Annotated in this window: 16 protein-coding genes; 13 read left to right on the top strand and 3 right to left on the bottom strand. The window is 35.5% G+C overall.

What is annotated here, in order from left to right; all coding sequences use genetic code 11:
- Positions 1 to 46: 46 nt before the first annotated feature.
- Entirely contained in the window at positions 47 to 433 is a 387-nt protein-coding gene (locus AC5SR4_RS04660; RefSeq protein ID WP_495358374.1) for a heavy-metal-associated domain-containing protein, read from the bottom strand.
- Between the two features lie 183 nt (positions 434 to 616).
- Here AC5SR4_RS04660 and AC5SR4_RS04655 point away from each other — a divergent pair, with 183 nt between their 5' ends.
- From AC5SR4_RS04655 to AC5SR4_RS04630, 6 genes are all read left to right on the top strand, one after another.
- Positions 617 to 1,045: a DUF4199 family protein gene (locus AC5SR4_RS04655; RefSeq protein WP_495358373.1), complete on the top strand. Its 429-nt coding sequence runs from the start codon at positions 617 to 619 to the stop codon at positions 1,043 to 1,045.
- 100 nt (positions 1,046 to 1,145) lie between these two features.
- Positions 1,146 to 1,703 carry a 50S ribosomal protein L21 gene (rplU, locus tag AC5SR4_RS04650; protein ID WP_495358372.1) on the top strand — a complete coding sequence of 186 codons (558 nt, stop codon included), beginning with the start codon at positions 1,146 to 1,148 and terminating at the stop codon, positions 1,701 to 1,703.
- Positions 1,704 to 1,725: 22 nt separating this feature from the next.
- On the top strand, positions 1,726 to 1,986 hold the full coding sequence (gene rpmA / locus AC5SR4_RS04645; protein WP_495358371.1) for a 50S ribosomal protein L27: 261 nt from the start codon (positions 1,726 to 1,728) through the stop codon (positions 1,984 to 1,986).
- A 205-nt stretch (positions 1,987 to 2,191) separates the two neighbouring features.
- Complete coding sequence (locus tag AC5SR4_RS04640) at positions 2,192 to 5,032, top strand: TonB-dependent receptor (RefSeq protein WP_495358370.1); 2,841 nt, start codon at positions 2,192 to 2,194, stop codon at positions 5,030 to 5,032.
- Positions 5,033 to 5,041: 9 nt separating this feature from the next.
- Complete coding sequence (locus AC5SR4_RS04635) at positions 5,042 to 6,058, top strand: phytase (RefSeq protein WP_495358369.1); 1,017 nt, start codon at positions 5,042 to 5,044, stop codon at positions 6,056 to 6,058.
- A gap of 126 nt (positions 6,059 to 6,184) precedes the next feature.
- On the top strand, positions 6,185 to 6,460 hold the full coding sequence (locus AC5SR4_RS04630; RefSeq protein ID WP_495358368.1) for a hypothetical protein: 276 nt from the start codon (positions 6,185 to 6,187) through the stop codon (positions 6,458 to 6,460).
- A gap of 138 nt (positions 6,461 to 6,598) precedes the next feature.
- On the opposite strand, the gene AC5SR4_RS04625 is transcribed toward AC5SR4_RS04630, so the two are convergent.
- Together AC5SR4_RS04625 and ahcY are read right to left on the bottom strand one after the other, a co-directional pair.
- Entirely contained in the window at positions 6,599 to 7,063 is a 465-nt protein-coding gene (locus tag AC5SR4_RS04625) for a very short patch repair endonuclease (protein ID WP_495358367.1), read from the bottom strand.
- Positions 7,064 to 7,152: 89 nt separating this feature from the next.
- Complete coding sequence (ahcY, locus tag AC5SR4_RS04620) at positions 7,153 to 8,469, bottom strand: adenosylhomocysteinase (protein ID WP_495358366.1); 1,317 nt, start codon at positions 8,467 to 8,469, stop codon at positions 7,153 to 7,155.
- Positions 8,470 to 8,595: 126 nt separating this feature from the next.
- Between ahcY and AC5SR4_RS04615 the strand changes: the two genes are divergently transcribed.
- From AC5SR4_RS04615 to arfB, 7 genes are read left to right on the top strand one after another with little or no spacing between them, the layout of a single operon-like run.
- Positions 8,596 to 9,222, top strand: a complete 627-nt coding sequence (locus AC5SR4_RS04615; RefSeq protein ID WP_495358365.1) for a 4'-phosphopantetheinyl transferase family protein — start codon at positions 8,596 to 8,598, stop codon at positions 9,220 to 9,222.
- A complete protein-coding gene (locus AC5SR4_RS04610; protein WP_495358364.1) occupies positions 9,223 to 9,966 on the top strand; it encodes a phosphoglycerol geranylgeranyltransferase in 744 nt (247 codons plus the stop codon).
- Between the two features lie 11 nt (positions 9,967 to 9,977).
- Positions 9,978 to 10,238, top strand: coding sequence for a thiamine-binding protein (locus AC5SR4_RS04605; protein ID WP_495358363.1), 261 nt, complete (start codon positions 9,978 to 9,980; stop codon positions 10,236 to 10,238).
- Positions 10,222 to 10,854, top strand: a complete 633-nt coding sequence (gene pnuC / locus AC5SR4_RS04600) for a nicotinamide riboside transporter PnuC (protein ID WP_495358362.1) — start codon at positions 10,222 to 10,224, stop codon at positions 10,852 to 10,854. Before AC5SR4_RS04605 ends, pnuC begins: the two co-directional genes overlap by 17 nt.
- Positions 10,815 to 11,384, top strand: a complete 570-nt coding sequence (locus tag AC5SR4_RS04595) for an AAA family ATPase (RefSeq protein ID WP_495358361.1) — start codon at positions 10,815 to 10,817, stop codon at positions 11,382 to 11,384. Before pnuC ends, AC5SR4_RS04595 begins: the two co-directional genes overlap by 40 nt.
- Positions 11,384 to 12,949: a DUF4301 family protein gene (locus tag AC5SR4_RS04590; protein ID WP_495358360.1), complete on the top strand. Its 1,566-nt coding sequence runs from the start codon at positions 11,384 to 11,386 to the stop codon at positions 12,947 to 12,949. Before AC5SR4_RS04595 ends, AC5SR4_RS04590 begins: the two co-directional genes overlap by 1 nt.
- Positions 12,949 to 13,356, top strand: coding sequence for an alternative ribosome rescue aminoacyl-tRNA hydrolase ArfB (gene arfB, locus AC5SR4_RS04585; protein WP_495358359.1), 408 nt, complete (start codon positions 12,949 to 12,951; stop codon positions 13,354 to 13,356). Before AC5SR4_RS04590 ends, arfB begins: the two co-directional genes overlap by 1 nt.
- The last annotated feature ends 302 nt before the right edge of the window (positions 13,357 to 13,658 follow it).

Below are 13,658 nucleotides of genomic sequence, written 5' to 3'. Positions count from 1 at the left end.
CCTAGTTTTTTTAGAGAAGCTTCCTTTATTACAAAATGGGTGTTCGTTATTCAGCTGAAAACGACTCCACTGTTTTCATATGGCTTACTTTGTAAATGTCTGCCACACTAGTAACTGTTTCAGTAAGTAAAACAGGGGTCACCTTAGCTTCATTATATTCAACCATTGCTAGCTTTTTCTCAAAATCCACTTTGGCAGACTTAACCCCGTCCATACCAGCAATTTTTTTCTCAATAGTTCTGGCACAGCCAATAGCACAGGTCATGCCATCAATTGTAAATTCTGCTTTGGCATAAGTGGCGTTTGGATCGGCTTCCTTAACTACAGGAGCTGTAATAGCTACAGCTTTTACCTCGGCTTCAGCTTTATTTTTACAATTTAAAGCCAAAACACAAATAAAAGCCAAAATCAATATATTTTTAAAGGTATTCATTATTATAAAAATTTGTTTGCACAAAATTAATAAATTATTACTAGGCGCTTTAATAAAAAAGTAAATGTTTTATAGGCAGGTAATTAACTTGAAATTTAAGGGGGCCATCCTAAAAATAACCTCAAAAATTCTTTTATTAGTTAAATTTTCACGAAATTTAAAAGCATATAATTCTTTAGTAATATGAAAAAAATATCCCTTCCCATTAGATTCGGATTTGTTACAAGTGCTGTATTGATAGCATATTTTTTAGTTTTAGCATTGTTTCATAAGCATACTAACCCCGTATTTAGTTTCTTTAATGCTGTAATAACAGCATTTGGAATTTATGAAGCTGTTAGACTAAGCAAGTTAGAAAACCCTGATGCATTTACCTATGGCGAAGGTTTTAAAACGGGTATTATTACAGGGTTTGTTGCAGCCTTTTTGTTCACATTTTTCTTCTTGTTTTATACTACCGAGCTCAACACAGCTTTCTTGCCGGAAATGCTTACTACCATTCATGGCGGATTTAATGCCGATATAGGTATGGTGACCTTTGTAGTACTTATTATGGGCTTGGCAACTTCAGTAATAGCCACTCTTGCAGTGATGCAAGTGTTTAAAAAATGATAAAAATTCTTCCAAAACAAACAAAACGTTTGTAGATTAATTTATTAGCAGTATATTTGCACTCATTTTTGAATAAAACTAATTTAATAAACGTTACGCTATGTACGCAATTGTAGAGATAGCAGGGCAACAATTTAAAGTTGTAAAAGACCAAAAGGTTTTTGTAAACCGTTTACAAACAGAAGAAGGTAAGAAAGTAGCTTTCGATAACGTTCTTCTTGTTGCAGATGGTGACAATGTAACCGTAGGCGCCCCGGCTATAGACGGTGCTCAAGTAGGAGCAAAAGTCTTAAAGCACCTTAAAGGTGATAAAGTAATCGTTTTCAAAAAGAAAAGACGTAAAGGATACCGTGTAAAAAATGGTCACCGTCAATCTTTAACTGAAATCGTAATTGAGAGTATTGCTGCTTCAGGAGCAGTTAAAGCTGCCAAAGCTGAGAACAAGGAAACTGCCAAGGCCAAAGCAGAGCCTAAAAAAGCAGCACCAGCAAAGACAGAGAAAAAAGAATCGCCAAAAGCAGAAGCTCCTAAGGCAGAAGCATCACAAGACTTAAGCAGTTTAACTGTTGCAGAATTGAGAGAAATGGCAAAAGCAAACGATATTACAGGATATTCTTCAATGAAGAAAGCTGAATTGATCGAAGCTTTAAGTAAATAATAAAACATAAAATCGAAATAAAATGGCACATAAAAAAGGAGTCGGAAGTTCGAAAAACGGTAGAGAATCAGAATCGAAACGTTTAGGTGTTAAGATTTTTGGTGGTCAAGCTGCAATAGCAGGGAACATTATCGTAAGACAAAGAGGTAATACACACCACCCAGGTGAAAATGTATATTCCTCTAAAGATCATACATTACATGCCCAAGTAGATGGCATTGTAAAATTCACAAGGAAAAAAGATAATAAATCATATGTTTCTATAGAGCCTTTTGAAGCTTAGAAATATTAAATTTATTTGTTGAGTATACAACCCGTTCTGTAACACAGAACGGGTTTTTTGTTTTATAATAATATGTACTTAATGTTAACTAATTATAAATAATGAAAGTTTGGCACTTAATAAGTAACAATAATTTAAATAATCCATAAAGTACATCGCTCATCGATTTTGTTATTTCGCTTAGATAATTAACTAACTGAAAATCATGAGAAAAAATTATTTTATAGGTGTGTTTATTGCCCTAATTTCTTTTTTAAGCTATTCGCAAGAAGGTAACATTCAAGGAGTTGTAATTGATAATGATGGATTACAAGTGCCTTTTAGCAACGTTTTAATAGAATCTATAAACAAAGGGACTTATTCTGATGCAGATGGGAATTTTTTATTGCTTAATGTGCCAGCTGGTAACCAAACAATAACAGTTAAGTATCTGGGTTACGAAGACGCCGTAATAGATGTTATGGTAGTGGCCAACAAAACTACCACTATTAACATTACCATCATGCCCAAAGCATTGGAATTGGAAGATGTAGTTATTAATGGGTTTAATAGCGGACAAGCAAAAGCCCTAAACACCCAAAAAAACAAGCAAAATATTACCAATATTGTTTCAACCGATCAAATTGGTAAATTTCCAGATGCTAATATCGGTGACGCCGTAAAACGTATACCAGGCATTACCATGCAGGTAGATCAAGGAGAAGCCCGTAATATTATAATACGTGGTTTGGCACCACAATTAAATTCCGTAACCTTAAATGGCAGCCGTATCCCTTCTGCCGAAGGAGATAATAGGAATGTACAAATGGATTTAATACCAGCCGATATGATTCAAACCATTGAGGTCAATAAAGCCGTAACTCCAGATATGGATGCCGATGCCCTAGGGGGATCGGTAAATTTAATTACCAAAACATCGCCCCAAGGATTTCGCCTATCTGCCACAGCGGGTTCTGGTATTAGTCTCATTACCGATAAAAGAATTATAAATGGTTCCTTTTTGTTGGGCGATCGTACTAAGGATGAAAAGTTTGGATGGATGCTTTCAGCCTCCTATAACGACAATGACTTTGGGAGCGACAATGTTGAAGCTGAGTGGGAAGACGAATTTGAATACAATGCTTTTGACGATGAAGACAATCTGGAGGAAGTAGATGTTAATCCTTATGCCAAAGCATTCGAAATTAGAGAGTATTTAGTACAACGTATTAGACGTAGCTTCTCTGCCAATTTAGATTACAAATTAAACAGCCATAGTAATATTTATTTTAAGTCTATTTACAACTGGAGAGACGATCGCGAAAACAGGTTTCGCTTAGAACACGAAATCTTAGATGGAGAAGATATTGAACCAGGTGACTTTAATGTAGACGGCAGTGGTAATTTAACAGCTTTTCCAGTAGAAGTAAAAAGACAAACAAAAGGAGGTATAAATAATACTCGAAACAAAAACAGACGCTTAGAAGACCAACGGATGTATAACCTTAGTTTGGGGGGTGAGCATTTGGTTAATAAACTACAAATAGATTGGATGGCCTCATTTTCAAAAGCATCCGAAGAACGCCTAAATGAGCGTTATTTAGAATATGAAAGCGAATATGGTATAGCATTCAATAATAATTTAGACAAGCCATTATTTACACCCTTAAATGCAGCCGATGCCGATTTTAATGATTTTGAGTTTGACGAGTTAACAGAAGAGAACCAATACACAGAAGAAGAAGACATTAATTTCTTTGCAAACTTTAAATTTCCACTTAACATGTTTCAGTACGAAGGAGGGTTTGTAAAATTTGGAGCTAGAGCAAGATTGAAAAACAAAAACCGCGACAATGACTTTTCAGAATATAGCCCTGAAACAGCAAATTTCGACTTTTTAAGTGGTATAGAAACCCGCGATTATTCTAATTCAGATTTCTTAGCTGGAGGTCAATATTTAGTAGGCAATTTTGCAACACCATCTTTCCTAGGAAATTTAGTATTAAAAAATCCAGGGCAATTTCAAAAAGAAGATCTGCCAGAAGAGTACCTGACTGCTAATTTTGATGCCGATGAAAACGTTTATGCAGGGTATGCCATGACCAATCAAAAACTATCCAACAAGCTTAGTGTGTTGTTAGGTGTAAGGGTAGAACACACCAAAATTAATAGTATAGGTAACGAATTGATTTTTGATGTAGATGGCGATTATGCTGGCACCAACGAATTGAAAGATGAGAACTCATATACCAATGTTTTGCCAGGGGTGCATTTAAAGTATAATGTATCGGATAACACTGTTTTGCGTTTTGCGTGGACCAATACTTTGGCACGACCTAATTATGTAGATTTAGTGCCTTACAGAGAAATCAATAATGAAGACGAAGAAATATTCTTAGGAAATTCTGAACTAAACCCAACAACCTCCATGAACTTTGATGTTATGGCAGAACACTATTTTAAATCCGTTGGAATTCTTTCCGCTGGGGTTTTCTACAAGGATATTCAGGATTTTATTTATACAAGTCAATCAGAAGACACCAATGGTTTTGAAGTGTACCAACCCTTAAATGGTGATGGTGCTACAGTATTTGGTGCAGAGGTATCCTTACAACGTCAGTTAGACTTTTTGCCTGGCTTTGCAAAAAACTTTAGCCTAATGCTAAACTACACCTATTTAACATCAAATGCAGATGGGATTAAAAATGAAGATGGCGATGAAAGAGACGATTTAGACTTGCCAGGTACAGCACCAAATATGTTTAATGGTTCTCTGGCTTATGTAGCTAAAAAATTAAGCTTGCGTTTATCAGCTAATTATTCAGATGCATATATTGATGAAATTGGTGGCCGCGCTTTTGAAGATAGATATTACGACGAACAGTTCTTCTTAGATTTCAATGCCAACATATCCCTTAACAAAAACCTAAGTTTGTATGTAGATGTAAACAATATTACAGACCAACCATTGCGTTACTTCCAGGGCATTAAAGCCAGAACTATGCAAATGGAATATTATGGCAGACGCATAAGTTTTGGATTAAAGTACGATCTATTTAAAAAATAAGTATACCTAATGAACAAGTTAAAAGTAAATATTGTTTTTACTATAACCATTATATTAATGGGTTGCATGGCTAAATTGCCAGAAATAGTAGCAACCGTAGTAACAGAGCAAACACCTTATGATACTGATGACCCAGCTATATGGGTAAACCCTATAGATGCCTCAAAAAGTATTGTTTTTGGTACCGATAAAGATACCAATGGCGGCATTTATGCATTCGATTTAAACGGTAATATTATTGAAAGCAAAAGCATTAAGAACATTAAAAGACCCAATAATGTTGATTTAGAATATGGTTTTAGGTTAAACGATTCCGTACAAGTAGATGTTATTGCTTTTACAGAAAGAGAGCGCCAACAAATAAGATTGTTTTCAGTACCCGATATGAAACCCCTTGATGGTGGTGGGTTTAAAGTGTTTACAGACGCTACCCAGCCAGAGTACAATTTACCAATGGGTATAGCGCTTTACAAGTCGCCAAAAACCCAAGAAGTATACGCCATTGTAAGTAGAAAAACAGGCCCTGAAAATGGTTATTTGTATCAATATCAATTAGTTGCCGATAGCTTAGGTGTAAGCGCCCAATTAGTTAGAAAATTTGGAGCCTTTAGTGGAGTGAAAGAAATTGAAGCTATTGCAGTAGATAACGAGTCTGGAGTTGTGTATTACTCTGATGAAGGGCACTGTATTCGTAAATACCATGCAGATCCTGCCATGGGCGATAAGGAAATATATTGTTTTGGGAAAGAATATTTTAAAGAAGATATAGAAGGGATTGCCATTGCTAAGTACCAAAACAAAGGCTTTTTAATAGTATCCAACCAACAGGCACATAGCTTTAATGTTTTCGATTTAAAAACCAATGCTTTTATAAAAGAAGTTAATTTGGGCACTATAGAAACAGACGGTTGCGATGTTACCACAAAAGCTTTGGGAGATAAGTTTCCAAATGGTTTATTCGTATCAATGAATAACAACAGGAACTTTTATTTTCACGATTTGGCACTACTAAAATTATTAGAATAATATAAAATTTTAATATTTAAAAAACCCCTTTCTACTGTCAGGAAGGGGTTTTTTATTGATTATTATAAAATAAATGATTAACTTAATTGCGAATAAATGAGTTTTCACTTTTAAAAAATTGAGATTATGGAACTTCCTTTTAGATCTGAAATTAGAAACTCCCCTTGCCACCCTACAATTAAGATATACCTAAGCGATGAGTCTTTAGATGAAAGGATTAAAAATCATTTAGAACGATTTAAAGAGATAGATTGTATAGAAATAAGAGAAAGTGTGGAGCAAAACAGAGCGAACGAAAACATTACTATCTTTTTAAAAAACGATGTCGATATCGTTAAAATGAAGTCCACAATAGATTCCAGTTTATGGTGGTATTTTGAAGAAGATTTGGTGGATGATTAATACCTTTATACCGACCAAAGGGTGAGCGAACCTTCAGCGAACCTACACCAACTAAAAATCCAAGCAAAAAAAATAGAAAACATTACTATGCTTTTTTAGCTCTTATAAAATTGGGCATACAAGTAAAGAAACTACAGGTTATGTTCTCCAATCCAAATAAATTAATACATCATTAATACAGGTATTAAGTGCCGTTTTTACCTCGTGTTCCCAAAATCTAAAAACCGTATAATCCATGTCGGCCAGTTGCTGGTTTACCTCCTCATCACGTTGCATGTTGCGTTCTATTTTAGGAATCCAAAACTCACGATTGCTGTTTATGGTATGCTTGCGTTCATCCCAATTGTAACCATGCCAAAATTCACCATCAATAAAAATGGCCAGTTTGTATTTTTTGATGGAAATATCAGGGCGCCCAGGAAGTTGTTTGCTGTCTACACGGTACCGAACCCCTTTGGCCCAAAGAGCCCTTCTAAAACGCATTTCGGGCTTACTGTTTTTTCCACGAATCTTGCTCATTATTTTAGAGCGCTTTTTCGTAGTATAAAAACCAGAGGCTTCATTAAAACGTGGGACTTTTATTTTTGGTTCTTTGTACATCATAAGGCCACATCAATATAAAGAATAAAAACAAAACAAAAAACCCTTGCAAAAAGCAAGGGTCTAAATATCTAATAATCTAAATATCGAATTTAGTATCTGTAATATTCTGGTTTAAAAGGGCCTTCTACCTGTACACCAATATATTTAGCTTGGTCTGGCTTAAGCTCTGTTAGTTCTACACCAATTTTAGCCAAGTGTAATTTTGCTACTTTTTCATCTAAGTGCTTAGGAAGCATGTATACATTGTTTTCATAATTGGCACTATTGTTCCATAGTTCAATTTGTGCCAATGTTTGGTTAGTAAACGAGTTGCTCATTACAAAGCTAGGATGCCCTGTGGCGCAGCCCAGATTTACCAAACGTCCTTCAGCAAGAACAATAATATCTTTACCATTAATGGTATACTTATCAACTTGAGGTTTAATGGTATTTTTTGTGTGGCCATAATGCTGGTTTAACCAAGCCATATCAATCTCATTATCAAAGTGTCCAATATTACAAATTATGGTTTTGTCCTTAACCGCTTCAAAATGTTCGGCACGAACAATATCTTTATTTCCCGTAGTAGTAATAATTATATCCGCATTTGGCGCAACCGTTTCCAGTCGTTTTACCTCGTACCCATCCATAGCTGCTTGCAAAGCACAAATAGGGTCAATCTCAGTAATTGTTACAATGCTGCCAGCGCCTTTAAAAGATGCTGCAGTACCTTTGCCTACATCACCATAACCACAAACCACAACACGTTTTCCAGCAAGCATGACATCCGTAGCACGACGAATCGCATCTACAGCACTTTCCCTACAGCCGTATTTATTATCAAATTTACTTTTAGTAACACTATCATTTACATTAATAGCAGGCATGGGTAAGGTGCCATTTTTAACACGCTCATACAGTCTATGCACCCCTGTGGTAGTCTCTTCACTTAAACCTCTAATACCAGAAACCAGCTCTGGGTATTTATCCAACACCATATTGGTTAAGTCACCACCATCATCAAGAATCATGTTAAGTGGTTTTCTGTCCTCACCAAAGAATAGGGTTTGCTCAATGCACCAATCAAATTCTTCTTCAGTCATATCTTTCCAGGCATAAACAGCCGTTCCTGCCGCTGCAATAGCAGCTGCAGCCTGATCTTGGGTAGAGAATATGTTACATGAGCTCCAAGTAACTTCGGCCCCTAATGTTTGTAGGGTTTCAATTAATACTGCCGTTTGAATGGTCATATGTAAGCATCCCGCTATTCTTGCGCCTTTAAGTGGTTGCGAGTCTTTGTATTCTTTACGTAAACTCATAAGGCCTGGCATTTCAGCCTCAGCCAATTCAATTTCTTTTCGTCCCCAAGCAGCAAGCGATAGGTCTTTTACTTTATTAGCGATGTATGGAATTGTTTTTGTACTCATGTCAATTTTTCTTTTTTTAAAACCAAACACTCTTGTGATTAGAACTTAAATGGTTAAATTCGCTTATCAAAAAAATGTTCACCAGTTTAGGCTGTGCAAAGATAACTATAACTTTTATAATATTAAATGCCGCTTTACAAAACCATTACTCCAAATTCACAAACTACTGTTAAAATATGGGAGATTACAGAATCTTTTAATGATTTAATACAACCTATAACCCTAAAACCAAAAAGTTTACAACGTGTTATGGGGATGAAAAGTGAATTGCACCAACGCGGATTTTTAAGTGTGCGCCATTTATTGGCTGCGTTTGGCTATGAAGATGCCGACTTATATTATGATGAAAACGGTAAGCCCCATTTAAAAGATGGCAAGCATATTTCCATTACGCACTCGTTTACATTTTCGGCAGTTATAATTAGTGACTTTGTTATTGGAATTGATATAGAAAAACAACGTGATAAAATAAGCATTATAGCGCATAAATTTATAGATTACGAGGCTGGTTATCTAGAGCCAACAACAACCGATTATATTAAAAAGTTAACCGTTATTTGGTGTATAAAAGAATCGTTATACAAACTATTTGCCATGCCTGGTTTAAGCTTTAAAAAGCATTGTTTGGTTATTCCCATATCCGATAATGAACAAGAAACCGTAGCGTGGATTGATTACAATAACATTAAGCACCGTTATAACATACAATTTCTAGAATTTAAAGGGTTTACTTGCGCCTATGCCATATCTTAAATGCAAACAGTTTACAAGCACATACAAGATGCCACTTTAAAAGGCGAAAAACTACTGGCCGTTTTAATAGATCCCGATAAATTTTTTATTGATGATGTTGCCAATTTTTTGCATAAGGTTAATGGCTCTATGGCAACACATATTTTTGTGGGTGGGAGCACTGTAGAAGAAGGCGTTACCGAATTGCTTGTTGCCGAAATAAAAAAATGGACCCAATTGCCTATTGTGATATTCCCAGGCGATGTAAACCAGATAACAAACCATGCCGATGCCCTTTTGTTTTTAAGTCTCATTTCAGGAAGAAACCCAGATTATTTAATAGGCAAGCATGTAGCATCCATTTCAAAGCTTAGAGGCACTAATTTGGAAATTATACCAACAGGTTATATCCTTATAGAAAATGGGAAAGAAACCACGGTAGAATGTGTTACCCAAACCCTTCCCATCCCTAGAGGCGCCATTCAAAAAATAATTGACACTGCAAAAGCGGGTGAATTGTTAGGTATGAAATTGATGTATCTAGAAGCAGGAAGTGGGGCTATAGAACCCGTAAATGCACATATTATAAGTGCTGTTAAGCAAGAATTGCAAATACCACTTATTGTAGGTGGGGGCATTAAAAATAAAGCACAACTGGAAGCCGCTTATAAATCAGGTGCCGATCTTATTGTTATTGGTTCTGCCATAGAAGATAACATATCATTTTTAGAAGCGTTACAAACGCATAAACACATAACCCCATAAACTTGAAAATCATGAAAATATCAGTAGAATTAACACTAACCCCCTTGCAAGACGATTACGAACCGGCCATTATCCATTTCATAAAAAAACTAAGAGCTTCAAACCTTAAAGTTCTAGAAAACCCATTAAGCACACAGGTTTATGGTGATTATGATGCCGTTATGAAACTCCTAACTACCGAAATAAAGGAAGCCTTTGAATTGGTAGAACGTGGCTTATTGTACATGAAGATTGTAAAATCAGACAGACACGATTATGAACCCCATTTTTGATTGGTTATTTGGACAATACTCTGGATATGCCACCATAGATATTGTTTTAGAAATTGTAGCCGTAATTTTCGGATTTTTGTCCGTTTGGTACTCAAAACAAAACAATATTTTGGTTTTCCCCACCGGTATGATAAGTACTGTTATTTTTGTGTACTTATTGTTTAAATGGGAATTGCTGGGCGATATGATGATTAATGGCTACTATTTTATCATGAGTGTATATGGTTGGTATATTTGGACACGTAAAGTAGATGCAACGCATGTTACACCCATTTCAACCACAACCTTTAAGGAGAAAAAAACGAGTCTTTTTATATTTGTAGCTACTTTGTTTTTTGTGTTTTTGGTTTATGAGTTTTTTGATAAATGGACTAATTGGGTGGCCTATGTAGATGCCATAACAACAGCCATATTCTTTGTGGGGATGTGGTTAATGGCCAGACGAAAAATAGAGAACTGGATTTTCTGGATACTTGGAGATATTATTTCGGTGCCATTATATTTTTATAAAGGCCTAACATTTTCTAGCTTGCAATATCTAGGATTTACTGTAATTGCCATATTTGGTTATTTAGCATGGAAGAAACATATAAACAACAACCCGCAAACTGCATAAAAGTAGTTTTGTTCGGGCCTGAATCTACAGGAAAAACAACCTTGTCAAGACAATTGGCAAGGCATTACAGCTCTGTTTGGGTACCCGAATATGCGCGCGAGTATTTACAAAATAAATGGAACAACGAACGTAAAACTTGTGAGCCCGACGATTTGTTGCCTATAGCCAAAGGCCAGATAAAGCTGGAAAATGAATTGGCCCAAAAAACAGATACTATTTTAATTTGCGATACCGATTTATTGGAAACCAAAGTATATTCTGAAGCTTATTACCTAGGGTATTGCGATCCCGTTCTTGAAAAGTATGCACTGGAAAACACCTACGATTTGTATTTTTTAACCTATATTGATACGCCTTGGGAAGCAGACGACCTAAGGGATAGGCCAGACCACAGAGAAACTATGTTTAAGGCCTTTGAAAAAGCCTTAATAGAAAATAATCGCCCCTATGTATTACTTAAGGGCAGTAAAATAAAACGTTTAGAAACCGCCGTTAAACATATTGATAAACTATTAAAAACGCCCAAATAATGTTTACCCAAAAGCAAGTCATGTTTACCGAAAAAGATGTTCACCAAATACAAGATCACGATTTAACCATAAATCAAGTTTATGCACAAATAGAGCGTATTAAGTCTGGGATGTCTTATACTAATTTAATTGCTGCCGCAACCATAGGCAATGGTATATTAAAGTTAGATGCCCATCAGCAACAGCAATACATACATGCGTTTGATGAAAAGCGCAACCAATTGACAATTGTAAAATTTGTGCCAGCATCAGGTGCAGCTACGCGTATGTTTAAATTCTTGTTTCAGTTTTTAAAAGATTTCAACGATAACATAGACCGGATAGATTCGTATTTAAAGAAGCATAAGAATTTTTGGGTATTCGTTAATGGTTTAGAAAAGCTACCATTTTATGATGCTGTAGTTAAAAGAAACCAAACAAGAGATGCCGGTTTTAATCAGTTGTCTTTTGAAGAAAAAATCTTAACCTTTGTAAAAACCATGTTAGAGGAAAATCAACTAAATTACGGTTTTTACCCTAAAGGGTTGTTGCCATTCCATAAGTATGAAAACCAAGTAGCAACAGCATTTTATGAACATTTGTTGGAAGCTGCATCATATGCTTCGGCAAACAACAAAGCCCATTTGCATTTTACAATTTCTGAAGCTCATAAAGCATTATTTGATAAAGAATTGGGTGCTATCATAAAGCCGTTAGAAGAGAAAACCAACACCAAGTTTCAGGTTTCATTTTCATACCAAAATAAGTCTACCGATGCCATAGCCATTACATCAAAAGATGAGCTTTACAGAAAGCAAGATGGCAGTTTATTATTTAGGCCTTCTGGGCATGGTGCCTTAATAGAAAATTTAAACGCATTGGATTTCGATCTCATTTTTATTAAGAATATAGACAACATCGTTGTTAGCCACAAGAGCAAACAAATGTCCGATTACAAGAAGCTTTTGGCTGGTATTCTTCTAGAGGTGCAAGCGCAAGCTTTTAAATATTTGCACGATATAGATAAGGGCGTCATTTCTGAAGAAAAAGTACAGGAAATGGTAGCGTTCCTATTAGAGAAAATGAACGTAAAAACAGAGGCAATATTCAATACTTTTAACCTAAAAGAAAAAGGAGCTTATCTAAAAGACAAACTAAACAGGCCCATACGCGTATGTGGTATGGTTAAAAATGAAGGAGAACCGGGTGGCGGACCGTTTTGGGTAGAAGATAAATATGGGAACATAAGCTTGCAAATTATTGAATTTGCCCAAATCAATATTGAGAACGAAACCCAAAAGAATATTGTAACCAATGCAACGCACTTTAACCCAACCGATTTGGTTTGTGGTGTTAAAGATTATAAGGGAGCAAAGTTTAACCTCTTAAATTATGTCGATCCTGAAGCAGCTTTTATAACCATGAAATCCCAAAACGGGGTTGATATAAAAGCGTTGGAACTCCCAGGTTTATGGAATGGAAGCATGGCATTTTGGAACACCATTTTTGTTGAAGTGCCATTAGCTACCTTTAACCCTGTAAAAACAGTTAACGATTTATTGAAACCCGCCCATCAAAGTATATAATGTTCAATCAAGAAGCTTTATTACAAGAATTAGCGTTTAAGGCCGTTAGAAGCTCAGGCAGTGGCGGGCAACATGTTAATAAAGTAGCTTCAAAAGTAGAACTGACCTTTCATTTAGAAGCATCTTCGGTTTTTAACGAATTACAAAAAGAACGCTTACAAAAAAAGCTTAAAAAGCGATTGACCAATGAGGGGCTTTTAATATTACAATGTGATGAAAGCAGAAGCCAGCACAAAAATAAAGCATTGGTTACCCAACGTTTTTTAGAATTGATAGAACAAGCCTTAATCGTTCCAAAAAAACGCATTCCAACAAAAATACCCAAATCTGTAATAAAAAAGCGCATAAAGAGTAAACGCAAACTATCTGAAAAAAAGGCAAATAGAAAAAAGCCAGATATCAATTAATAAAATAAGCAATTATCAATTGCCAGTTGATAATTGATTTCTATCTTTGCACCGTTCTCATAAAGGGGTGCTTTTCCAGTTACCAGTTGTTGTTAAGCAGTTAATAGTTTGTATGTCATGAACTTTAACTTTTAACTTTTAACTTTTAGCTCGTAGAGGCTGAGATCATACCCAATGAACCTAGAACAGGTAATGCTGTTTAGGGACAGACAAATGTTACATTTTTAATAGATGCCCAGTGAGCGCTCAGGCAAATTTATAAAACAGTAACAATGTCAAAAAACAAAACCATTTAATTACTA

This window comes from Aestuariibaculum scopimerae (genome assembly GCF_059428085.1).
Note: the sequence above shows the minus strand (reverse complement) of the source record. Positions and strands in the feature narration are given on the sequence as shown.

What these genes read in the sequence shown, in the direction of transcription:
- AC5SR4_RS04595 (WP_495358361.1), top strand. Translation starts at nt 10,815, where the DNA reads ATGGAAGAAACATATAAACAACAACCCGCAAACTGCATAAAAGTAGTT.
- arfB (WP_495358359.1), top strand. Translation starts at nt 12,949, where the DNA reads ATGTTCAATCAAGAAGCTTTATTACAAGAATTAGCGTTTAAGGCCGTT.
- AC5SR4_RS04605 (WP_495358363.1), top strand. Translation starts at nt 9,978, where the DNA reads ATGAAAATATCAGTAGAATTAACACTAACCCCCTTGCAAGACGATTAC.
- AC5SR4_RS04615 (WP_495358365.1), top strand. Translation starts at nt 8,596, where the DNA reads ATGCCGCTTTACAAAACCATTACTCCAAATTCACAAACTACTGTTAAA.
- AC5SR4_RS04590 (WP_495358360.1), top strand. Translation starts at nt 11,384, where the DNA reads ATGTTTACCCAAAAGCAAGTCATGTTTACCGAAAAAGATGTTCACCAA.
- AC5SR4_RS04655 (WP_495358373.1), top strand. Translation starts at nt 617, where the DNA reads ATGAAAAAAATATCCCTTCCCATTAGATTCGGATTTGTTACAAGTGCT.
- pnuC (WP_495358362.1), top strand. Translation starts at nt 10,222, where the DNA reads ATGAACCCCATTTTTGATTGGTTATTTGGACAATACTCTGGATATGCC.
- rpmA (WP_495358371.1), top strand. Translation starts at nt 1,726, where the DNA reads ATGGCACATAAAAAAGGAGTCGGAAGTTCGAAAAACGGTAGAGAATCA.
- AC5SR4_RS04660 (WP_495358374.1), bottom strand. Translation starts at nt 433, where the DNA reads ATGAATACCTTTAAAAATATATTGATTTTGGCTTTTATTTGTGTTTTG.
- AC5SR4_RS04635 (WP_495358369.1), top strand. Translation starts at nt 5,042, where the DNA reads ATGAACAAGTTAAAAGTAAATATTGTTTTTACTATAACCATTATATTA.
- rplU (WP_495358372.1), top strand. Translation starts at nt 1,146, where the DNA reads ATGTACGCAATTGTAGAGATAGCAGGGCAACAATTTAAAGTTGTAAAA.
- ahcY (WP_495358366.1), bottom strand. Translation starts at nt 8,469, where the DNA reads ATGAGTACAAAAACAATTCCATACATCGCTAATAAAGTAAAAGACCTA.
- AC5SR4_RS04625 (WP_495358367.1), bottom strand. Translation starts at nt 7,063, where the DNA reads ATGATGTACAAAGAACCAAAAATAAAAGTCCCACGTTTTAATGAAGCC.
- AC5SR4_RS04630 (WP_495358368.1), top strand. Translation starts at nt 6,185, where the DNA reads ATGGAACTTCCTTTTAGATCTGAAATTAGAAACTCCCCTTGCCACCCT.
- AC5SR4_RS04640 (WP_495358370.1), top strand. Translation starts at nt 2,192, where the DNA reads ATGAGAAAAAATTATTTTATAGGTGTGTTTATTGCCCTAATTTCTTTT.
- AC5SR4_RS04610 (WP_495358364.1), top strand. Translation starts at nt 9,223, where the DNA reads ATGCAAACAGTTTACAAGCACATACAAGATGCCACTTTAAAAGGCGAA.